The organism is Streptomyces sp. AC558_RSS880 (genome assembly GCF_019049255.1).
GTDB lineage: Bacteria > Actinomycetota > Actinomycetes > Streptomycetales > Streptomycetaceae > Streptomyces.
The window spans coordinates 316,585-336,510 of sequence record NZ_JAGMUJ010000150.1 but is presented as its reverse complement, the minus strand read 5'-3'; the positions used below and the strand labels follow the sequence as shown (position 1 = coordinate 336,510).

Annotated in this window: 22 protein-coding genes; 14 read left to right on the top strand and 8 right to left on the bottom strand. The window is 74.3% G+C overall.

What is annotated here, in order from left to right:
- The first annotated feature begins 90 nt into the window (after window positions 1–90).
- Both KUM38_RS34730 and KUM38_RS34725 read left to right on the top strand, forming a co-directional pair.
- A complete protein-coding gene (locus tag KUM38_RS34730) occupies window positions 91–528 on the top strand; it encodes a DUF4442 domain-containing protein (RefSeq protein ID WP_217135657.1) in 438 nt (145 codons plus the stop codon).
- A 102-nt stretch (window positions 529–630) separates the two neighbouring features.
- Window positions 631–1,269 (top strand): DedA family protein, encoded by a 639-nt coding sequence (locus KUM38_RS34725; RefSeq protein WP_217135656.1) that lies wholly within the window; start codon window positions 631–633, stop codon window positions 1,267–1,269.
- A gap of 93 nt (window positions 1,270–1,362) precedes the next feature.
- Here KUM38_RS34725 and KUM38_RS34720 read toward each other — a convergent pair whose 3' ends face one another.
- The gene (locus KUM38_RS34720) at window positions 1,363–1,893 is read right to left on the bottom strand and encodes a gamma carbonic anhydrase family protein (RefSeq protein WP_217135506.1); all 531 of its coding nucleotides are present in this window, start codon (window positions 1,891–1,893) and stop codon (window positions 1,363–1,365) included.
- A gap of 114 nt (window positions 1,894–2,007) precedes the next feature.
- On the opposite strand from KUM38_RS34720, the gene KUM38_RS34715 reads away from it, so the two are divergent.
- The 4 genes from KUM38_RS34715 (at window position 2,008) to KUM38_RS34700 (ending at window position 4,982) form a co-directional block, all read left to right on the top strand.
- Window positions 2,008–2,805 carry an acyltransferase gene (locus KUM38_RS34715; RefSeq protein ID WP_217135503.1) on the top strand — a complete coding sequence of 266 codons (798 nt, stop codon included), beginning with the start codon at window positions 2,008–2,010 and terminating at the stop codon, window positions 2,803–2,805.
- 134 nt (window positions 2,806–2,939) lie between these two features.
- Window positions 2,940–3,512, top strand: a complete 573-nt coding sequence (locus KUM38_RS34710) for a helix-turn-helix domain-containing protein (RefSeq protein ID WP_217135501.1) — start codon at window positions 2,940–2,942, stop codon at window positions 3,510–3,512.
- Between the two features lie 23 nt (window positions 3,513–3,535).
- Complete coding sequence (locus tag KUM38_RS34705; protein ID WP_217135499.1) at window positions 3,536–4,093, top strand: YbaK/EbsC family protein; 558 nt, start codon at window positions 3,536–3,538, stop codon at window positions 4,091–4,093.
- Window positions 4,094–4,163: 70 nt separating this feature from the next.
- The gene (locus tag KUM38_RS34700) at window positions 4,164–4,982 is read left to right on the top strand and encodes a siderophore-interacting protein (protein ID WP_217135497.1); all 819 of its coding nucleotides are present in this window, start codon (window positions 4,164–4,166) and stop codon (window positions 4,980–4,982) included.
- A 153-nt stretch (window positions 4,983–5,135) separates the two neighbouring features.
- Here the strand turns inward: KUM38_RS34700 and KUM38_RS34695 are convergent, their stop codons facing one another.
- Window positions 5,136–6,173 (bottom strand): cation diffusion facilitator family transporter, encoded by a 1,038-nt coding sequence (locus KUM38_RS34695; RefSeq protein ID WP_217135495.1) that lies wholly within the window; start codon window positions 6,171–6,173, stop codon window positions 5,136–5,138.
- 61 nt (window positions 6,174–6,234) lie between these two features.
- Between KUM38_RS34695 and KUM38_RS34690 the strand changes: the two genes are divergently transcribed.
- A complete protein-coding gene (locus KUM38_RS34690; RefSeq protein WP_217135493.1) occupies window positions 6,235–6,594 on the top strand; it encodes a metalloregulator ArsR/SmtB family transcription factor in 360 nt (119 codons plus the stop codon).
- 13 nt (window positions 6,595–6,607) lie between these two features.
- On the opposite strand, the gene KUM38_RS34685 is transcribed toward KUM38_RS34690, so the two are convergent.
- Complete coding sequence (locus tag KUM38_RS34685) at window positions 6,608–7,831, bottom strand: 4-hydroxybenzoate 3-monooxygenase (protein ID WP_217135491.1); 1,224 nt, start codon at window positions 7,829–7,831, stop codon at window positions 6,608–6,610.
- 38 nt (window positions 7,832–7,869) lie between these two features.
- The gene (locus KUM38_RS34680; protein ID WP_217135489.1) at window positions 7,870–8,277 is read right to left on the bottom strand and encodes a CoA-binding protein; all 408 of its coding nucleotides are present in this window, start codon (window positions 8,275–8,277) and stop codon (window positions 7,870–7,872) included.
- Between the two features lie 204 nt (window positions 8,278–8,481).
- On the opposite strand from KUM38_RS34680, the gene KUM38_RS34675 reads away from it, so the two are divergent.
- The 3 genes from KUM38_RS34675 to KUM38_RS34665 are packed head-to-tail and all read left to right on the top strand — an operon-like array spanning window position 8,482 to window position 10,401.
- Window positions 8,482–9,207 (top strand): hypothetical protein, encoded by a 726-nt coding sequence (locus KUM38_RS34675; protein WP_308409129.1) that lies wholly within the window; start codon window positions 8,482–8,484, stop codon window positions 9,205–9,207.
- Window positions 9,204–9,746, top strand: a complete 543-nt coding sequence (locus KUM38_RS34670) for a histidine phosphatase family protein (RefSeq protein WP_217135488.1) — start codon at window positions 9,204–9,206, stop codon at window positions 9,744–9,746. The genes KUM38_RS34675 and KUM38_RS34670 overlap by 4 nt, the downstream gene beginning before the upstream one ends.
- Window positions 9,747–9,774: 28 nt before the next feature.
- Complete coding sequence (locus KUM38_RS34665) at window positions 9,775–10,401, top strand: YigZ family protein (RefSeq protein ID WP_217135487.1); 627 nt, start codon at window positions 9,775–9,777, stop codon at window positions 10,399–10,401.
- Between the two features lie 6 nt (window positions 10,402–10,407).
- Here KUM38_RS34665 and KUM38_RS34660 read toward each other — a convergent pair whose 3' ends face one another.
- The 3 genes from KUM38_RS34660 to KUM38_RS43430 are packed head-to-tail and all read right to left on the bottom strand — an operon-like array spanning window position 10,408 to window position 13,968.
- On the bottom strand, window positions 10,408–10,548 hold the full coding sequence (locus KUM38_RS34660) for a hypothetical protein (protein WP_217135486.1): 141 nt from the start codon (window positions 10,546–10,548) through the stop codon (window positions 10,408–10,410).
- 7 nt (window positions 10,549–10,555) lie between these two features.
- Window positions 10,556–11,704 carry a cyclophane-forming radical SAM peptide maturase AmcB gene (gene amcB / locus KUM38_RS34655; protein ID WP_217135485.1) on the bottom strand — a complete coding sequence of 383 codons (1,149 nt, stop codon included), beginning with the start codon at window positions 11,702–11,704 and terminating at the stop codon, window positions 10,556–10,558.
- Window positions 11,701–13,968: a tetratricopeptide repeat protein gene (locus tag KUM38_RS43430; protein WP_217135484.1), complete on the bottom strand. Its 2,268-nt coding sequence runs from the start codon at window positions 13,966–13,968 to the stop codon at window positions 11,701–11,703. Before KUM38_RS43430 ends, amcB begins: the two co-directional genes overlap by 4 nt.
- Window positions 13,969–14,118: 150 nt before the next feature.
- On the opposite strand from KUM38_RS43430, the gene KUM38_RS34645 reads away from it, so the two are divergent.
- Together KUM38_RS34645 and KUM38_RS34640 are read left to right on the top strand one after the other, a co-directional pair.
- On the top strand, window positions 14,119–15,282 hold the full coding sequence (locus KUM38_RS34645) for an exonuclease SbcCD subunit D (RefSeq protein WP_217135483.1): 1,164 nt from the start codon (window positions 14,119–14,121) through the stop codon (window positions 15,280–15,282).
- Window positions 15,279–18,275, top strand: coding sequence for an AAA family ATPase (locus tag KUM38_RS34640; RefSeq protein ID WP_217135482.1), 2,997 nt, complete (start codon window positions 15,279–15,281; stop codon window positions 18,273–18,275). The genes KUM38_RS34645 and KUM38_RS34640 overlap by 4 nt, the downstream gene beginning before the upstream one ends.
- Window positions 18,276–18,282: 7 nt before the next feature.
- Here the strand turns inward: KUM38_RS34640 and KUM38_RS34635 are convergent, their stop codons facing one another.
- Window positions 18,283–18,729: an Lrp/AsnC family transcriptional regulator gene (locus KUM38_RS34635; RefSeq protein WP_217135479.1), complete on the bottom strand. Its 447-nt coding sequence runs from the start codon at window positions 18,727–18,729 to the stop codon at window positions 18,283–18,285.
- Between the two features lie 93 nt (window positions 18,730–18,822).
- Here KUM38_RS34635 and KUM38_RS34630 point away from each other — a divergent pair, with 93 nt between their 5' ends.
- Together KUM38_RS34630 and KUM38_RS34625 are read left to right on the top strand one after the other, a co-directional pair.
- Complete coding sequence (locus KUM38_RS34630) at window positions 18,823–19,299, top strand: rhodanese-like domain-containing protein (protein WP_217135477.1); 477 nt, start codon at window positions 18,823–18,825, stop codon at window positions 19,297–19,299.
- A gap of 43 nt (window positions 19,300–19,342) precedes the next feature.
- A complete protein-coding gene (locus tag KUM38_RS34625) occupies window positions 19,343–19,855 on the top strand; it encodes an immunity 21 family protein (protein ID WP_217135475.1) in 513 nt (170 codons plus the stop codon).
- The last annotated feature ends 71 nt before the right edge of the window (window positions 19,856–19,926 follow it).

Sequence of the window (19,926 nt, the reverse complement as noted above, 5' to 3'; positions counted from 1 at the left end):
CGTTGACGGGGACGTAGCGAACCGGATGCCGCACGGCATGGCGACTTGAGGCTACTCGCGGGTAACCTGCCGCTCATGAGCGCAGACCAGATGTCCATCGGCGAGATGCTCGCCGCCACGGTGCCCATGGCCCGGACCCTCAACCTCCAGTTCTTGGAGACCACGCCCGAGCGGGCCGTGGTGGCCCTGCCGGACCAGGCCGACTACCACAACCACGTGGGCGGGCCGCACGCCGGCGCGATGTTCACCCTCGGCGAGTCGGCGAGCGGCGCGATCGTGCTCGCCGCGTTCGGGGACCAGCTCGCGCGGGCCGTGCCGCTGGCCGTCAGCGCCGAGATCGCCTACAAGAAGCTGGCGATGGGCCCGGTCACCGCCACCGCGACCCTCGGCCGTCCGGCCGCCGAGGTCGTCGCCGAACTCGACGGGGGCGTGCGCCCCGAGTTCCCGGTCTCGGTCGCCATCCGCCGCGAGGACGGCGCCGTCACCGGCGAGATGACCGTCGTCTGGACCCTGCGTCCCAACGGCTGACCACCGGCTCCGCGGCCGGACCGGACACGGCACGGCCCGGTAGGCTTCCCGTTCGTGCGCCGGGACCCGGGCGCACGAACGGCGGACCGGGAGGACGGGGCGTTGCACGTGCAGGAGTGGCTCGAGACGGTGCCCGCGGTCGCCGTGTACGCCCTGGTGGGGCTGGTCATCGGGCTGGAGAGCCTGGGCATCCCGCTGCCGGGCGAGATCATCCTGGTCTCCTCCGCGCTGCTCGCCTCCCAGCACGGCGACATCGACCCGGTGGTCCTCGGCGCCTGCGCCACCGCCGGCGCGATCGTCGGCGACTCGATCGGCTACGCCATCGGCCGCAAGGGCGGACGGCCGCTGCTGGCCTGGCTGGGTGCCAGGTTCCCCCGCCACTTCAGCGAGGGGCACATCGCGACCGCCGAGCGGTCCTTCACGAAGTGGGGCGTGTGGGCCGTCTTCTTCGGCCGCTTCGTGGCCCTGCTGCGCATCTTCGCCGGCCCGCTCGCGGGTGTGCTGCGGATGCCGTACTGGAAGTTCCTGATCGCCAACGTCCTCGGCGGCATCGTCTGGGCGGGCGGCACCACCGCCGTCGTCTACTACGTCGGCATCGTCGCCGAGTCCTGGCTGAAGCGCTTCTCGTGGCTGGGCCTGGTGCTGGCGGTACTGATCGGCGTGACATCGATGCTGGTACTGAAGCGCAAGGCGAAGAAGGCATCGCCACGAACGCCGGAGCCTGTCGTCACCGGTGACTAGGACGCCCCGACAGGGGCGCGGGGCTGTGTCGATGTGCGGCTCCGCCGCGTGGGCGCGAGAAACCACACCCGACCCGCAGGCTGCCGGCAACCGTTACGCCCCGTGCTCTTCCCGGTGGGCCTTGGCCAACTCCGCGTACATCGTGCCGTTGAGAGTGAGCCCCTCCCGCTCCTCCGGAGTCAGCTCCCGCCGCACCTTCGCCGGCACCCCCGCGACCAGCGACCCGGGCGGTACCTCCATCCCCTGCGGCACCAACGCCTGAGCGGCGACCAGCGACCCCGCGCCGATCACGGCACCGTTCAGCACCGTCGCCCCCATCCCGATCAGACAGTCGTCGCCCACGGTCGCCCCGTGGACCACCGCGTTGTGCCCGATGGAGACCCGCTCGCCCACGCTGACCGGAAACCCCGGATCGGCGTGCAACGTGCAGTTGTCCTGCACATTGCTGCTCGCCCCGACGGAGATCCGCTCCACGTCCCCGCGCAGCACCGCCCCGTACCAGACACTCGCGCCCGCGTGCAGCGTCACGTCCCCGATCACCGAGGCCGTGGGCGCCACGAAGGCGTCCCCGTCGACCTTCGGCTCCCTGCCTCCGATACCCGTGATCAGCGCGCGGTGCGTCATCGTCTTCTCCTCCGCCGACGTCGTGAACACCACGCACCGTACGCCGGCCCGGTGGGGTGAAGATCACAGGGGCGCCGACCCGTCGGCGAGCCACCCGCCGACTACGGTGAGCGGGTGCCGAAGCGCAAGAACACGTTCTCGTCCTGGCCGCGCCGCCTCGCTCAGCGCGCGGTCCACGCGGGCTGGGCCTGGGCGCAGCGCACGGGCTCGGTGACCGCCGAGCACCCCGGCCGCTTCCGTTTCGGGGCGATGGGAACAGGTACCAGGCTCGCCTTCCCGCTCGGCACGGTCTTCGGCGAGCCCTGGATCCGGATCGGCGCGCACTGCATCGTCGGCGAGCAGGTCACCCTCACCGCCGGTCTGATGCCCGGTCTCGACCTCGGTCCCGAGCCGATCCTGCGCATCGGCGACGGGGTCGTGCTGGGCCGCGGCAGCCATGTCATCGCCGACACGACGGTCACCATCGGCAGCGACTGCTACTTCGGGCCGTACGTCTACGTCACCTCCACCAATCACTCCTACGACGATCCGCACGAGCCCATCGGCAAGCAGTGGCCGCGGATGGAGCCGGTGGAGATCGGTCCCGGCTGCTGGATCGGCACCGGCGCGGTGATCCTGCCGGGGGCACGCATCGGGCGGAACGTGGTGGTGGCCGCGGGCGCGGTGGTCCGGGGCACGGTGCCCGACCACGCCGTGGTCGCGGGCGCCCCGGCCCGTGTCGTACGCCGCTGGACCCCCGCCGACGGCTGGCAGCCGCCGCTGCGCACCCCGGCGCCCGTACCGATCCCGGAGGGCATCACCCCGGAGCAGTTGCGGGCGCTGGCGGAACTGGACGAGGAGAGCGCCGCGCGGCTCGCGGAACTGGACAAGGAGGGCGTGACCCGGCTCGCCGAGCTGGAACCCGAGGGCTGAGCCGCCCTCACCCCGGTCGTGGCCGACGCCGATTCCGGTCGCAGTACAGTGCGGTGGACGATCGGGGCCGTCCCGCGACAGCCGGACACCGGGGCCCGGTCGCCGCCCAACCTGCTGGACGGAACGGACGGAACGTGTCGGACCTCGACCTGCTGACCCAGTGCCTGGCGCGCAACGTCAAACGCTGGCGCACCGAGCGCGGCTTCACGCTGGACGCGCTCGCGGCCCGGGCCGGCGTCAGTCGCGGCATGCTCATCCAGATCGAACAGGCCCGCACCAACCCGAGCATCGGCACGGTCGTCAAGATCGGCGACGCGCTCGGCGTCAGCGTCCCCACCCTGCTCGACTACGAGCGGGGCCCGAGGGTCCGGATCGTCCCCGCCGACCAGGCGGTGCGGCTCTGGCACACCGAGGGCGGCAGCTACAGCCGGCTGCTCGCCGGCACCGAGTCGCCCGGCCCGCTGGAGATGTGGGACTGGCGGCTCATGCCGGGCGAGAGCAGCGACTCCGACCCGCACCCCGCCGGCACGGTCGAACTCGTCCACGTCACGTCCGGGGAACTGACCCTCACCGTCGACGGGGCGGAGCACCGGGTGCCGGCCGGCGCCAGCGCCTCCTTCGAGGCCGACACGCCGCACACATACGGCAATCAGGGCGATGTCCCGATGGAGATGATCATGACGGTCTCGGTGCCTCCCGTGCACTGAGACGCCCCTGTTACGGTGCGGCCATGCGCGCACCCATCGGAGACTTCGACCACGCCACCCCCGCCCCCGACCGCCTCGACGAGCTGACCGCACCGGTCGCCGCCGCCGTCCGCGCCTGGAGCGGCAGCGTCCCCGCGGACCAACTGCTCTACGTCGACACCGATCCGCGCTGGGCGGACACCGCCGTCTTCGTCGAGCACTACGGCCGGGACCTGCTGGAGCGGTCGGCGAACTGCGTGGTGGTGGCGGGCAAGCGCGGCGGAGGGACCACGCTCGCCGCGTGCGTCGTCCTGTCCACCACCCGGCTCGACGTCAACGGCGTCGTACGGCGTCACCTCGGCGCCCGCAAGGCATCCTTCGCCCCGATGGACACGGCCACGGGGGAGACCGGCATGGAGTACGGCGGCATCACGCCGGTCGGACTGCCCGGGGACTGGCCGGTGCTGGTGGACGCGGCCGTCGTGGACCTGCCGTACGTGCTCGTCGGCAGCGGCCGGCGGCGCGGCAAGCTGCTGGTGCCGGGCAAGGCGTTCGCGGAGCTGCCCGGAGCGGTCGTGCTGGAAGGGCTGGGAGTGGCCTGACCTGCACCGGCCGGGCCCGGGACAGGGCCGCCCCTGTCCGCGCGAAGTTAGCTTAGGCTAGCCTTCTTTCGTGTCGAAGATCCCCCGGCTGATGCCGACGAATCCCAGGATGTTCCGCGCCGAGGTCGTGCGCACCGAGCGTGTCTCCCCCTCTCTGCACCGCGTGTGCGTCACGGGGCCGGACCTCGCCGAGTTCCCTTGGCAGGGTTACGACCACTGGTTCCGCCTGTTCCTCCAGTTGCCCCATCAGCAACGGTTGCGGCTGCCGGACTTCACCGGATCCCGCTGGTGGCAGCCCTATCTGGCGATACCGGAGGACGAGCGCCCGCACTGTGCGAACTACACCGTGGCCGACTTCCGCCCCGAGGCGGCGGAGATGGACATCGACTTCGTCGTGCACCGCGGGCCGACGGGCGAACTCGAGGGCCGGGCGGCGATCTGGGCCTGCGGCGCCCGGCCCGGTGACGCGCTCGCCGTCCTCGACCAGGGGGTCCTGTTCGACTGTCCGCCGGACGCCTCGGAGGTCCTGGTCGTGGCCGACGAGACGGGACTGCCCGCCACCTCGGGCATCATGCGGTCCCTGCCGCGCGGGACGAAGGGCCGGCTCATCCAGGAGGTGCCCACCGCGGGCGACCGGCGCGAGCTCGACGCTCCGCCCGGAATGACCGTGACCTGGGTGCTCCGCGAGGGTGACAGGTCCGTGCCGGGGAGTGCCGCGCTCGGTGAACTCCTGCGGCACCGCCCCGCCGACCCGGCGGGATACGCCTTCGTCGTCGGCGAGTCGACGCTGGCCACCGAGGGACGCAGGCACCTGCACCGGGCCGGCCTGCCGAAGGAGAGGATCACCTTCTCGGGCTTCTGGAAGCACGAGGCGCTCCAGGCCGCCTGAAGCCCCGGTCCGGCCTCGCGGCGCCGCAGGGCCGGACCGGGGCCGTCACGCCCCCCGGCCGGCGCCCGGGCCGTCACGCCCCGGGAGACCGGCACGGGTGCGGCGGTCACCGCCGGAGCGAGGGCGGCCGGGTCCTCTCCGCCGGCGCCGGGATCAGGGCGTCCCGCGTGCCGCGTGATGGGCCAGTGCGAGATGCGGATCCGCCTCGCCCGGCACCGGCTCCGGATCGGCGTGGACCAGGACCGAGGCCAGCCGGGGGACGGCGTGCAGCAGCGCGTGCTCGGCCTCGACGGCGACACGATGGGCCTCGCGCACCGTCGCCCCGCCGTCCACCACGACCGCCACCTCGGCGCGCAGCCGATGGCCGATCCAGCGCAGCCGCAGCTCACCCACCCCGCGCACACCCGGTACGCGGGTCAGGGCCCGCTCGGCCCGGTCCACCAGCGCCGGATCGACGGCGTCCAGCACCCGCCGGAACACCTCCCGCGCGGCGTCCCGCAGCACCAGGACGATCGCCGCCGTGATCGCCAGCCCCACCACCGGGTCGGCGTACCGCCACCCCAGGGCCGCGCCGCCGGCGCCCAGCAGCACCGCCAGCGAGGTGAACCCGTCCGTACGGGCGTGCAGTCCGTCGGCGACCAGCGCGGCCGAGCCGATGGCCCTCCCGACCCGGATGCGGTACCGGGCCACCCACTCGTTGCCCGCGAACCCGACCAGCGCCGCGACGGCGACCACCGGGACGTGCTCGACCGGACGCGGGTCCAGCAGCCGGCCGAGCGCCGTCCAGCCGGCGAAGGCCGCGGACGCGGCGATCGTCAGCACGATCGCGATGCCCGCCAGGTCCTCCGCGCGCCCGTAGCCGTAGGTGAAGCGGCGGGTGGCGGCGCGCCGCCCCAGGACGAAGGCGATGCCCAGCGGTACGGCGGTCAGCGCGTCCGCGGCGTTGTGCACCGTGTCGCCGAGCAGTGCCACCGAGCCCGACACGGCCACCACGACCGCCTGCGCCAGCGCCGTCACGCCCAGCACCGCCAGCGAGACCCACAGCGCGCGCACGCCCCTCGCCGAGGACTCCAGCGCGGAGTCGAGCTTGTCGGCCGTCTCGTGGGAGTGCGGGGTGAGGAGATGAGTGAGGCGGTGGAGCGGCGAAGTCCGGCGGTGCTCGTGCCCGTCGTGGTGGTGGCGGTCGCTCACGGTCGTCCCCTTCCGGTGCGCGGGGTGGACGCGGCGGCGCCCACCCCGCCATTATGTGCGTATGAGCGCACGCATGCACCTGTCACCTGCGCACGATGCGCAGCCACACACACCCGGCGAGGAGCACTACGCGCTCGCGGCGGAGCTGCTCGCCCTGCTCGGCGACCGCACCCGGCTGGCCCTGCTGCACGCCCTGACCGGCGGCGAGGCCGATGTCACCACGCTCACCGAGGCCTGCGGCGCGGCCCGGCCCGCGGTCAGCCAGCATCTGGCGCGCCTGCGGCTCGCGGGTCTCGTGGACACCCGCAAGGAGGGCCGCCGGGTGATCTACTCCCTGCGCGACGGCCATCTGCGGCGGCTGGTGGACGAGGCGCTGAACGTGGCCGACCACCGGATCGGCGACCGGCCGCCGCACGACTGACGGGGCCGCGGCCTCAGTACCGGGCCGCCGTGCCGAGGTACTGCTCCGCGAAGGCGGCAGCGGCGGCGGGGGAGGAGAACAGGCGGCGCAGCCGCGCGAGCGTGGTGCCCGCGCGGAACGGGTCCCCCGCCGCGGCACCGTGGTACAGCTCGGACAGCCACTGCGAGAACTCCTGGTAGTCCCACACGCGCCGCAGACAGGCCGCGGAGTAGCCGGCCAGTCCGCTGTCGTCGTCCCCGGTGAGACGGGCGACCAGCGCGTCGCCGAGCAGGAACGCGTCGTGCAGGGCGAGGTTCATGCCCTTGGCGGCGATCGGCGCGACCAGGTGTGCCGCGTCCCCGGCCAGGAAGAGCCGGCCGGACGCCATCGGCTCGGTGACGTAGTCGTGCATGTCCAGCACACGCTTCTCGATCAGCCGCCCCTCGGTGAGCGGGGCCGCCCCGGCCGCCCCGAGCCGGCTCCGCAGCTGAGCCCAGACGCGCTCGTGAGGCCAGTTGTCCGGGTCGTCACCGGGCGGGCACTGGAGGTAGTAGCGGGTCACCTCGGGGCCCCGGGGCATCTGACCGGCGAAGCCGTCCGGATGGCAGCCGAACAGGACGCAGTCGGCGGACGGCGGCGCCTCGGCGAGCAGGGCCAGCCAGCCGATGCCGTAGTCGTGCCGTGCCACCCGGGCCCGCTCCGGAGCGAGGGAGGCCCTGGTCACCCCGCGGGCCCCGTCGCAGCCCGCGACGAAGTCACAGGCGACGACCTCCCGCCGGCCGGTCTCCGGGCAGACGTACGACACCGACGGACGGTCGCCGTCCAGGTCGTGCAGCCGCACGTCGCGCACGCCGAACCGGATGTCCCCGCCCCGCACGTCCGCGTACTCCCGCACCAGGTCGGTCACCAGCAACGGCTGCGGATACACCCAGTGGTGACGACCCGTCAGCTCCTGGTACGAGAAGCGGTACCGCTCCCCGTCGAACCGGAACTCGCACGAGGTGTGCGGCTCGGCCCGCTCCAGCAGGTTCCGCGCGAGACCCCGCCGCTCCAGACCGCGCACCGCCCACTCCTCGATCACCCCGGCCCGCGGCCGCCGTTCGATGAACTCCCGGGTCCCGGTCTCCAGGACCAGGCACTCCAGACCGGCCGCCCGCAGGATGTTGCCCACGGTGAGCCCAGCGGGTCCGGCGCCCACGACGACGACCGGAAAACGTGGGGGAGAAAGGGAGTTGAGGTGGGGGGAGCTCTGACTCATCGCGCCATTATGGCGGCACGGCCCCCGAGCGGCAGGCCCTAGCCGAGCCGGGGTATCTCGATCGCCGGGCAGCGGTCCATCACCATCTCCAGGCCCGCCGCGCGGGTCCGCTCGTAGGCCGCCTCGTCGATGACGCCGAGCTGGAACCACACCGCCCCGGCGCCCTTGGCCACCGCCTCGTCCGCGACGGCCCCGGCCAGGTCACTGTTGACGAACACGTCCACGACGTCCACCTCGAAGGGGATGTCGGCGAGGGAGGCGTAGCCCTGCTCGCCGTGCACGGTCTCGGCCTTCGGGTGCACCGGCACCACGCGCTTGCCGAACCGCTGGAGCACCTGGGCCACGCCGTACGCCGCGCGCCGCGGGTTGGACGACAGGCCCACCACGGCCCAGGTGTCACCGAGTCCGGTGAGGATCTTGCGGACCGTCGCCTCGTCGCCGTACACCGTCGGCCTCCCGGGAGTCGTGGAAGAGCTGTCGCTCCGCACAACGAACCGGGGCGCACGGTGATTCCCGGCACCACTCGCTCCCCCCGGGAGCCGGTGGACTGTACCGGTCACCGGGCCGTCCGGCGCCGGGAACCGCACACGGCGACCCGAAAAGCGGCCCGGATACCTGCGTACGCCCGCTCACGCGCCTACGCTCGCCTCGTGCTGCGCATCACCGACGCCCGAACCGGCGAACCCGTGGACGCCGCCCCCGCCCGGCGGGGCCTGACCCGGGTCGAGGCCCACACACAGGGGTCCGGCCCGACGGACCTGCGTGTACTGCTCGTCGCCGACCTGCTCGTACGGGCCCTGGAACTCGGCGGCACGCCGGTCTGGGCGCTGCTCACCGGCGATCGGTGGCAGGCGGAACTGCGCGCGGCGGGTGCGGCCCTCGGGGTCCGGCCCTTCGAGGACGGCGGGGACGCCGGCACCGGCCTGGGCGAGGCCCAGGTGCTGCACGTGGTGAGCGAGGGCGGCGCGACACCCGACGGAGTGCGCGTCGCCGTGGCCCCCGTGCACGGGGAGGCACCCGGCCCGGCGGACGGCGCCGACCCCGCCGCCCTGCGGCTGACCCTGCTCGCCCGCCCCAGGAGCGAGCCCGTGACGGTCGGCCCGGCCGCCCTGGGCGACGCCGCCGGGACCCTCGACCGCTGGCGCCGCGCGGTCGCCGACTGGGCGCGACGGCCCTCGCGGCCGGTCCCCGACGCGGTGCGCGCCGGTCTGCGCACCGCGTGGGAGGACGATCTCGACACGGCCGGAGTGCTGGGCGTCCTCCGCGCGGTGGAGACGGACCCCGACCTGGCGGACGGCGCCCGTTTCGAGACGTACGCCTACGCCGACCGGCTGCTCGGCCTCGACCTCACCCGAGACCTGGGAGCCCCGGCGTGATCGAGCGCGCCGCGCCGGGACCGCTGCGCCGCCTGGTCGTCCTGCGCCACGCCAAGTCCGCCCGGCCTGAGGGCGTCACCGACCATGAGCGTCCCCTCGGTCCGCGGGGCCGCCGGGACGCCCCCGCCGCCGGACGCGCGCTCGCCGAGGCCGACTGCCTGCCGGGCCTCGCGCTGTGCTCCACCGCCGTGCGGGCCCGCCGCACCTGGGAGCTGGCCGCCGCGCAGTGGGGCACACCCCCGCCGGTCCGCCACGACCCCCGCCTGTACCACGCCGGCGTGCCCGAGCTGCTGGACGTGGTGCGCGAGACACCGGCCGAGGTCGAGACGCTGCTGCTGATCGGACACAACCCGGGCCTTGAGGACCTCGTCCTGACTCTGGCCGGCGACGGCCTGGACGACACCCTGGACCGCGTCCGCGCCAAGTTCCCCACCTCCGCGATCGCCGTCCTGTCCTGGCGCGGCGCCGAATGGCGGGACCTCGCCCCCGGTGCCGCCCTGCTGACGTCGGTGACGGTGCCCCGGGGCGGGCGCCGGTAGCCCGCGCGGGGACGCATAGGCTGGCCGGATGCAGGACGAGTACCGCACCGTCGCCCGCGCGGGCGTGCACGAGACCGAGATCAACCGCTCCCGCTTCCTGTGCGCCCTCGCCCCGGCGGCCACCGAGCAGGAGGCGCAGGACTTCATCGCGGCCGTCCGCAAGGAGCACGCCGACGCCACCCACAACTGCTGGGCGTACGTCATCGGCGCCGACGCCTCCACCCAGAAGGCCAGCGACGACGGGGAGCCCGGCGGCACCGCCGGCGTCCCCATGCTCCAGATGCTGCTCCGCCGCGACATGCGGTACGTCGTCGCCGTCGTCACCCGCTACTACGGCGGCGTCAAGCTCGGTGCCGGCGGCCTGATCCGCGCGTACGGCGGATCGGTCGGAGAGGCCATCGACAACCTCGGCACGATCACCCGCCGCCGCTTCCGCCTGGCCACGGTCACCGTCGACCACCAGCGCGCCGGCAAGGTCCAGAACGACCTGCGCTCCACCGGCCGCGAGGTCCGCGACGTGCGCTACGCCGAGCAGGTCACCATCGAGATCGGCCTCCCGGACGCCGACGTGGACGCCTTCCGCGCCTGGCTCGCCGACGTCACCGCCGGGTCGGCGGGGTTCGAGCTGGGCGGGGAGGCGTACGGGGACGCCTGAGGGGACTCACCGGGCGGGCTCGTGCAGCGGGCTGGGGTCGGAGGCGCCCGAATAGAGGGTCACGGCGTGCGTGCACGGGGCGTCGCCGCAGTCCTCGCAGACTTCGGCAGCCGGCGGGGGGAACAGCTCCGCACCCAGGGACCGCATGCGGGCCTCAACCGTGGGCTCTTCCGGCGACTCGTTCCGCATCGCGCATCAGTCCTTCCATCAGGAGTCTTCTGCCGTTGCGGCAGAAGAGGGTCTCGGTCGCGTCCAGTCGGCCCGTCTCGAAGTACTTGTTGGCGGCCTGCCCGCCACGGCAGTAGGCGAACAGGTCGCACACGGCGTGACAGGCGTCGACCCCCGCCAGGGCTTCGGCGACCCAGGGGGCCTCCTCGGCACGGGCCAGGCAGCCGGCCAGCCCCCGTTCCCGCACATCGCCGACGGTGAACCGGCCGTGGCGCGCGGAGCGGAAACCGGCGAGGTCCGGGCTGAGCGGCACCACCTGCCCGTCCCAGGTGACCATGGGAAGCGGATCGACCGGCAGGCCGGCCCACCGCCCGGCCACACCGGCCAGCTCCGCCCTGACATACCGCCAGGCGTGCTCCAGGTCCCGCAGCGCCATACGCCGGTCGGCGCGCCCACGAGCGGCCAGCGCGGCCCAGAACTCCGCGATGTTCTCGTCGTCGTGGAGGGTTCCGGCGTGCACGCCCTTGCGTTCCACCAGGTTCACCCCCAGAACGCGGCAGCCGAGAGCGGCGAACCACTGGTGCAGTTCGGCCGCCCTGCGCGCGGACGGGTCGGACACGACGGCGATGGCCCCGAACGCGATGCCGTGCTTCTTGAGCAGCTCGATGCCGCGCAGCACGCGATCCGTCGCCTCCCGGCCGGCGCGGTCCACCCGATCGGTGCCGGGACCGGGACCGTCGACACTGACGGAGACCTCGATCCGGCGCTCCGTGAACAGCCGGCACCACGCCTCGTCGATGAGCGAGGCATTGGTCTGCACGGCGTGCCGTACCGGGTGCCCACGGCCCGGAGGAAACCGGTCGAACAGCTCCCGCAGACGGGACACCCCCGTGGTGAGCGGCTCGCCGCCGTGCCACAGCACGGTGACCGGGTGGTGTTCCGACCAGGAGTCGACGGTCCCCGCGACGGCGTCGGCGACCTCGTCGGACATCACGCGGGCGAGCCCACGGGAGGGCAGGTAGCAGTAGCGGCAGTCGAGGTTGCACAGCGGGGTCGGCTGGAGCAGGACGCGGGAACTGGTCCTCGCCAGTCGTGCCGCCGGGGCGGCACGGGCCGGTGGCGACGGCCGTGTCATCGGCTCCCCGCTTCCCCGAGCGGTTCTTCCTCCCTGTGCCCGGCGGCGCTGAGGAGTTTCAGCGTCTCGTCCTCGCCGTAGCGGTCGGCGACCTCCCGGTAGAGGCGCAGGGCCTGGAGGTGGGCCGCGACGGCCTCGTCGAGGCGGCCCGCGCGCCGCAGCGCGACTCCGAGGTCGTTGGCGGCGATCGCCTGGCCGTGCCGATGGCCCACCTCCTGCTGTTCCCGTACGGCGAGCAGGTGGGCGTCGACGGCCTCGTCGAGGCGGCCCAGCGCGGACAGGGCGACACCGAAGTCGTTCCACGCCGTGGCGGTGCGTTCCCGGGCACCCAGCTCCTGGAAGACCGCGCGAGCGGTGGTGTGCGCCGCCAGGGCCTCCTCGAGGCGCCCGGTCTCCCGGAAGGAGCGCCCCAGATTGTTCGTCGCGGTGGCCTCGTGGAGGCGGTCGCCGACCGCGTGGAACCTCTCGCGGGCCCGGGTGAGCGCGACGACCGACTCGTCGCAGCGGCCCAGCTTGAACAGGGCGCGGCCGACGTTGTTCCAGGTCGACGCCTCGAGTTGGCGGTCGCCGGCCGCGTGCACCAGCTCGCGGGCGCGTTCGTGGGCCTCGATCGACTCGTCGAACCTGCGCGCCTCGGTCAAGGAGACTCCCAGCATGTCCCAGGTCTTTCCCTCTTCGAGCCGGTCCCCGCGCGACGCGTGGATCCCGCGGGCCCGCGTGTGCGCCGCGACGGCCTCCTCGATCCTGCGGCTGTAGCGCAGAGCCAGCCCGAGGGCGTTCCACGCCCGGCCCGCGCCGAGGTCGTCGCCCAGAACGCGTGCCGCCTCGGCCGCGCACCGGTAGACGGACACGGCGTCATCGACGTATCGCCGCCAGCTGAGATAGCCGTAAAGGCTCAGCGCCAGTCCCAGTCCGTCCCGTGCGTGGACGGGGTCGGACGCCCACAGCGCGGCGGAGACGAGGCCGGTGCGCTCGTGGTCGAGCCAGCTCAGCGCGTCCCTTCGGTCGCTGAACCCGGGGGAGGGGCCGGGACGGGACTGCACGTGCCGGTCGGCTTCCTCGGCGCGCCGCCGGTAGTGGGCGAGGAGCCGGGCCCGTGCCTGTGTGCCCTCGGCACGCAGCGACTCCTCGCGGGTCACGCGGTCCAGCGCGTAGGCGCGGACCAGGTCGTGCATGGTCCAGTAGCCGCGCACGCTGCCGGGCCCGACCAGATGGGCGCGGACCAGCACGTTCAGCTCCGGCCGAGGCAGCGCGCCGGCCCCGTACAGCATGGTGATCGCCTCATCGCTCGTCTCCGGTCCCGGGGCGAGCGCCAGGAGCCGGAACAGGCGGGAGGGGCCCGGACCGAGGCGGCGGTAGGACAGGTCGAACGCGGCCCGCACGCCGCGTTCACCGTCGTCCAGGTGATCGATGACCGTGGCGGAGTCGGCCAGCTCCGCGACCAGTTCCGTCACCGGTTTGCCCGGATCGGCGATGAGCAGGGCGGCGGCGATCTGCAGCGCCAGGGGCAGATACCCGCACAGGGCGCACAGGTTCCCGGTCGCCTCGGGGGCGTCCAGGACGCGTGGGTCGGCGGGGGCGGCCGTGCGCAGGGCCACGTCCAGCACGTCGCGGGCCACCTCGGGCCGGAGGATGTCGAGACGGAGGAGGTGGGCACCGAGCTGCGGCATGGTGTCGCGGGAGGTGACGAGGACGCGGTGCGCGCCGTGGCCGGGCAGCAGTGGTCTGACCTGCCCGGGGTGCGAGGCGTTGTCCACCACGATCAGCACCGCGCCGCTCGTGCGGGCCCGTTCGGCCAGGACCGAGCGGTAGAGGCCGGCTCGTTCGTCCAGCGTCGTCGGCACGTGGGCGGCCGCCACGCCCAGGGCGCGCAGTAGGGCCTCCACGAGCTGTTCGGCTCCGGCGGGCGTCTCGTCGTAGCCGTGGCAGTCGACGAACAGCGCGCCGCCGGGGAACCAGCCGCGTTCCCGTGCCGTGTGAGCGGCTCGCACGGCCAGCGCGGTCTTGCCCACGCCGCCCAGCCCGGCCACCGCGGTCACCGGGACCGGAACGTGACCGCCGGGGCCGGGGGCCAGTGCCGCCAGCAGCGCGTCGAGCTCCTCGGCGCGCCCGGTGAACTCGGCGGCGACCGGCGGAAGCGCGTCCTCTACGTGCGGCATGGGGCCGTAGTGGTGATGATGCTCCACCTTCTTCCCGATCGCCTCGCCCCGGAACGTCCCGTTGCGGAAGTCGATCCGGTCCCCGTTGTGTGTGTCCCCGCTCACACGGTCCATCTTGCCCTGGAAGGAAGGCCTCCGGCAGAGCGGCGATCGGCAAGGAGTCCGACGTGAAGGGCGTTCGTGAGATCTGTCATGACGGGCGATACGGGAGTAACCGCCCGTGCTGTCGGACCCGGCGGCTACGCTGCGGGGATCATGAGACTGCTGCACACTTCCGACTGGCACCTCGGCCGGTCCTTCCACCGGGTCGGCATGCTCGGGGCCCAGGCCGAGTTCATCGGCCACCTCGTCGGGACCGTGCGTGAGCGCGAGGTGGACGCGGTGGTCGTGTCGGGAGACGTGTACGACCGCGCGGTGCCGCCGCTCGCCGCGGTCGAGCTGTTCGACGACGCCCTGCACCGTCTCGCCGACCTGGGTGTGCCGACGGTGATGATCTCCGGCAACCACGACTCGGCCCGCCGCCTCGGCGTCGGCGCCGGGCTCATGGGGCGCGCCGGCATCCACCTGCGCACCGAACCGTCCGCGTGCGGCACGCCCGTGGTGCTGTCCGACGGGCACGGGGACGTCGCCTTCTACGGGCTGCCGTACCTCGAACCCGCCCTGGTGAAGGACGAGTTCGCGGTGGAGAAGGCCGGCCACGAGGCGGTGCTCGCCGCCGCCATGGACCGCGTCCGCGCCGACCTCGCCGCCCGCGCGCCCGGCACCCGCTCGGTCGTCCTCGCGCACGCCTTCGTCACCGGCGGCCAACCCAGCGACAGCGAACGGGACATCACCGTCGGCGGGGTGGCCGCCGTGCCCGCCGGGGTGTTCGACGGCGTCGACTACGTGGCGCTGGGGCACCTGCACGGCTGTCAGACCCTCACCGAACGCGTGCGCTACTCCGGCTCCCCGCTGCCGTACTCCTTCTCCGAGGCCGGCCACCGCAAGAGCATGTGGCTCGTCGACCTGGCCGCCGACGGGGCGGTCACCGCCGAGCGCGTGGACTGCCCGGTGCCGCGCCCGCTGGCCCGGATCCGCGGCACCCTCGAGGAACTGCTCGCCGATCCCGCACTGGCACCGCACACGGAGGCGTGGGTCGAGGCGACGCTCACCGACCCGGTCCGCCCGGCCGACCCCATGGCCCGGCTCACCGAGCGCTTCCCGCACACCCTCAGCCTCGTCTTCGACCCGGACCGGGCGGCGGACGACCCCGCGGTCTCCTACGCCCGCCGCCTCGCCGGCCGCGACGACCAGCAGATCGCCGAGGACTTCGTCACCCACGTGCGCGGCGCAGGACCAGACGCGCACGAACGGGCCGTCCTGCGGGACGCCTTCGACGCGGTCCGCGCGGACGACGCGGTGCGGGAGGTGGCGCGATGAGGCTGCACCGGCTGGACATCACCGCCTTCGGGCCCTTCGGGAGCACCCAGAGCGTCGACTTCGGCGAGCTGTCCGCCGCGGGGCTCTTCCTGCTGCACGGCCCCACCGGCGCCGGCAAGACCTCCGTGCTGGACGCCGTCTGCTACGCGCTGTACGGCTCCGTCCCCGGCGCCCGGCAGAACGGCCAGGGCATGACCCTGCGCAGCGACCACGCCGCCCCGGGCGTCCGCACCGAGGTCACCCTCGAACTCACCGTCGCCGGACGCCGGCTGGAGATCACCCGGCAGCCGCCCTGGGAGCGTCCCAAGAAGGGCCGCCGTACGGGCACCACGGTGGACAAGGCCCAGACCTGGCTGCGCGAACGCGACGCCGCCTCGGGCACCTGGAAGGACCTCAGCCGCTCGCACCAGGAGATCGGCGAGGAGATCACCCAGCTCCTCGGTATGAGCCGCGAGCAGTTCTGCCAGGTGGTGCTGCTGCCCCAGGGCGACTTCGCGCGCTTCCTGCGCGCCGACGCCGAAGCCCGCGGCAGGCTGCTGGGCCGCCTCTTCGACACCCGCCGCTTCGCCGACGTGGAGAAGCGCCTCGCCGAACGCCGGCGGGCCGCCGAGTCCCGGGTGCGCGAGGGCGACGCCGACCTGCTCGCCGACGCGCACCGGATGCAGCAGGCCGCGGGCGACTCCATGGAGCTGCCCGAGCTGACGCCCGGCGAACCGGGACTGGCCGAGACGGTGCTGGGCGCGGCCGCCGTCGCCCGCAGCACCGCGCGGGAACAGCTCACGGCCGCCCGCTGCCGCCTCGCCACCGCCGAGTCCGCCCTCGCCGACGCCGACCGCGTCCTGGACGCCGTACGCGAACGGGACCGGCTGCAACGGCGCTTCGCCGAGGCACGGGAGCGGGCGGCCCGGCTTGAGGAGCGGTCCGGCGCCCACCACGAGGCGCGGACCCGCATGGAGCGGGCCCGCAAGGCCGAGACCGTCGCCCCGGCCCTGGACCTGAGGGACTCCGCGGAGGCCGAGCACGGACGGGCGGCCGGTGCCGAACTGCGCGCGCGTGCCCTGCTCCCGGCGTCCCTCGCGGACGCGGGAGCGGCCGGACTCGCGGCCGCCGCCCGCCGGGCCGCCGAGGAACTGGGCGGGCTGGAGTCGGCCCGCCGCGCCGAGCGGCGGCTGACGGAACTCCTCGGCGAGCGCGCCGACCTGGACCGCCAGGAACGTGCCGACGAGGAGGTGCGGGAGGACGCGGAGACCTGGCTCGCGGACTGGGAGGAGACCCGGACCGCTCTGCAGAACCGCATCGAGTCCGCGCAGCAGGCCGCGACGCGGGCCGGTGAACTCGCCGTGCGGCGCGACCCGGCGCGGCAGCGGCTGAACGCCGCGCGGCTGCGCGACCGGCTGGCCGGGGAGACGGAAACGGCCGAGGAGCAGGCCCGCGCCGCCCGGGAACAGGCGCTCGCGGCGAAGCAGCACTGGCTCGACCTCAAGGAACAGCGCCTGAACGGCATCGCCGCCGAACTGGCCGACGGCCTCACCGACGGCGAACCCTGCGCGGTCTGCGGCGCCACCGAACACCCCGCCCCCGCCCGCAAGGTCGACGGGCACGTCGACCGCGCGACGGAGGAACGCGCCCTCGCCGACCACCAGCACGCCGACGACCGCCGCGCCGAGGCCGAGCGGAGGCTCGGCGCCGTCCGGGAGGCGCTGGCCGCCGCGAGCGCGGAGGCCGGGGACACCGCGACCGCGCAACTCGCCCGTGAAGTGGAGGAGCTGGAGCGGCAGTACACCCAGGCCCGGGACGCCGCCTCCGTGCTGCACGCCGAGCAGGAGCGGCTGCGCCGCGCGGAGGACGAGCACGAGCTGCGGATCACCGCCCAGCGGGAGGCGGCCGTCCGGGCCGCCTCCCGCGTGGGCCACCGCGAGCGGCTGGACCGGGAACACGCCGCGCTGACGGAGGAGTTGACGCGGGCGCGGGGGGACGCCACCAGCGTGGCCGCGCGCGCCGCGCAACTGGAGCGCAGCGTCGCACGGCTCACGGACGCCGCCGACGCCGCCCGCGCCGCCGAGGACGCGGCCCAGCGGCTCAAGGAGGCCGACGCCCGGCTCGCCGACGCCGCCTTCCGCGCGGGGTTCGACACCCCGCAGGCCGCCGCGGACGCCCTCCTCGACGACACCGCACACCGCGAACTCCAGCAGAGCCTGGACGCCTGGCAGCACGAGGAGGCCGCCGTACGGGCCGTCCTCGCGGAACCGGAGACCGCGGCCGCCGCACAGCAGCCGCCCGCCGACCTCACCACCGCACAGCGGGCCGCCGAGGACGCCGGCCGCAGGGTGCGCGAGGCGGCCTCCGCGCGGGACGCCGCCGACCGGCGCTGCGCCGAACTCGACCGGCTCTCCGCGCGGGCCGCCGCCTCGGTGCGCCGGCTGGGACCACTGCGCCAGGAGTACGACCGGGTGGCCCGCATGGCCGGACTCACCGCGGGCACCTCGGCGGACAACGAGCGGAAGATGCGCCTGGAGTCGTACGTCCTCGCCGCCCGCCTGGAACAGGTCGCCGCCGCCGCGACCGTACGGCTGCACCGCATGTCGTCCGGCCGGTACACCCTCGTCCACTCCGACGACCGCACCGGCCGCGGCCGCAGCGGACTCGGACTGCACGTCGTCGACGCCTGGACCGGACGGGAGCGCGACACCGCGACCCTCTCGGGCGGCGAGACCTTCTTCGCCTCCCTCGCCCTCGCGCTCGGCCTCGCGGACGTCGTCACCGACGAGGCGGGCGGGGTCCGGCTGGACACCCTCTTCATCGACGAGGGCTTCGGCAGCCTCGACGACCAGACCCTCGACGAGGTCCTGGACGTCCTGGACTCCCTGCGGGAACGCGACCGCAGCGTGGGCATCGTCAGTCACGTCGGCGATCTGCGGCGGCGGATACACGCCCAGCTGGAGGTCGTGAAGGGACGCTCCGGTTCGGAACTGCGCCAGCGCGGGGCCCGCTGAGGCCGGCTCACCGCCCCAGCGGGCGGCGCGGCAGCGGCGAGGAGTAGACGACGCTGGTGGTCACCGAGCCGAGCGCGCCGATCCGCCCCGCCACCTCCTCCAGGTGCCGCATCGAACGGGCGGCGACCTTGATGACGAAACAGTCCTCGCCCGTCACGTGGTGCGCCTCCAGGATCTCGGGCGTCACGGCGACGAGGTCGTGGAAGGGCTTGTAGTTGCCGGCGGGGTAGCGCAGCCGTACGAAGGCCAGGATCGGCAGCCCGAGCCGCTCGGGGTCCACCACCGCCGCGTAGCCCTGGATGACCCCGGCCTCCTCCATGCGGCGCACCCGTTCGGTGACCGCGCTCGCGGACATCGAGACGGCGCGGGCGAGTTCGGCGAAACCGGTCCGTCCTTCCCGCTGGAGGACGTCGAGGATGCGCCAGTCGGTGGCGTCCGGGGAATGCGCGGTCATTCCCGAGAAGTAGCAGGGAATCCCCGGCAGATCAAGGTGAAGGCCGGGGTTCTCCGCTTCAGGCCCGGCTCCCGCGGCCGTAGTTTCTCTCCCATGACCACCACCACCGTGAACCCCGTCCTGCGCGTCGCCCCCGCCTCCCCGGCCGAGGCCGCCGCCCACTTCCGTGCGAGCCTCGCCTTCCACACCGACGTCTCCGACGTGGCCGCCGCGCTCGCGGCCGACGGCGGTCCCGGGTTCGTCCTGGTGGACACCCGCTCCACCGAGGCCTGGGACCAGGGACATGTTCCCGGCGCGGTGCACCTTCCCACCGCGCTCGTCCCCGAGCGGGCCGCGGAGCTCCTGGACCCGTCGGTCCCGGTCGTGACGTACTGCTGGGGCCCCGGCTGCAACGGCGCCGCCCGCGCCGCGCTCGCCCTCGCCGAACTCGGCTACCAGGTCAAGGAGATGCTCGGCGGATTCGAGTACTGGGCGCGTGAGAGCTTCGAGTTCGAGACCTGGCAGGGCCGCGAGCGTCGAAGCCCCGACCCGCTGACCGCACCCGTGGGCGCCGACGACTGCGGATGCTGAACCCCCGGATCCGGTGAGGGAGCCGACCCGGTAGGTTCTGCGCATGGTGCGACACGCGGAGCCGGGCACGGTCGAGTGGGTGGAGTCGGGCGGCGGGCCGCTCGTCGCGGTGCCGGAGACGGTGCTGCCGTTCTGGACGGGCGCCGACGGCGACGAGACGGCCTCGGACTACGACCGGGCCTGCGAGGTGGACGGACTCGTCGGGCTCCTCCCGGTCGGCGACGCGGCGGCCCTGGTCCTGGGCGACGAGCCCGCCGCGACCGCCTTCCTCCCCGAGCACGGCACCCTCGTCCGCTGGATCGCCGGTGACTGCGAGGCGGAACTCCTGGCGAGCGTCCCGGCGGCGCTGCACACCGCGCGGTGGCAGCCCGAGGTGCACTGGAAGGTGCCCGGCACGGTCGTCCTGTTCGACGCGGCCTGGCCCGGCAGCGACTCCACGGGCACCGACCACGTGCGCCTCACGCTCACCCCGGGCCGTTACGCGGTCCGCGCGGCCCAGGTGCAGCCGGGCCCGGAAACCTGGCTGGTCCTCGTCCAGGTCCGGCCGCTGACCTGACCGGCGGTCCGCCACCACGGGGGTGGCGCCCGCCACCGGGCCGACGGGGACGAGCGCCCCTGGGCAGCCCC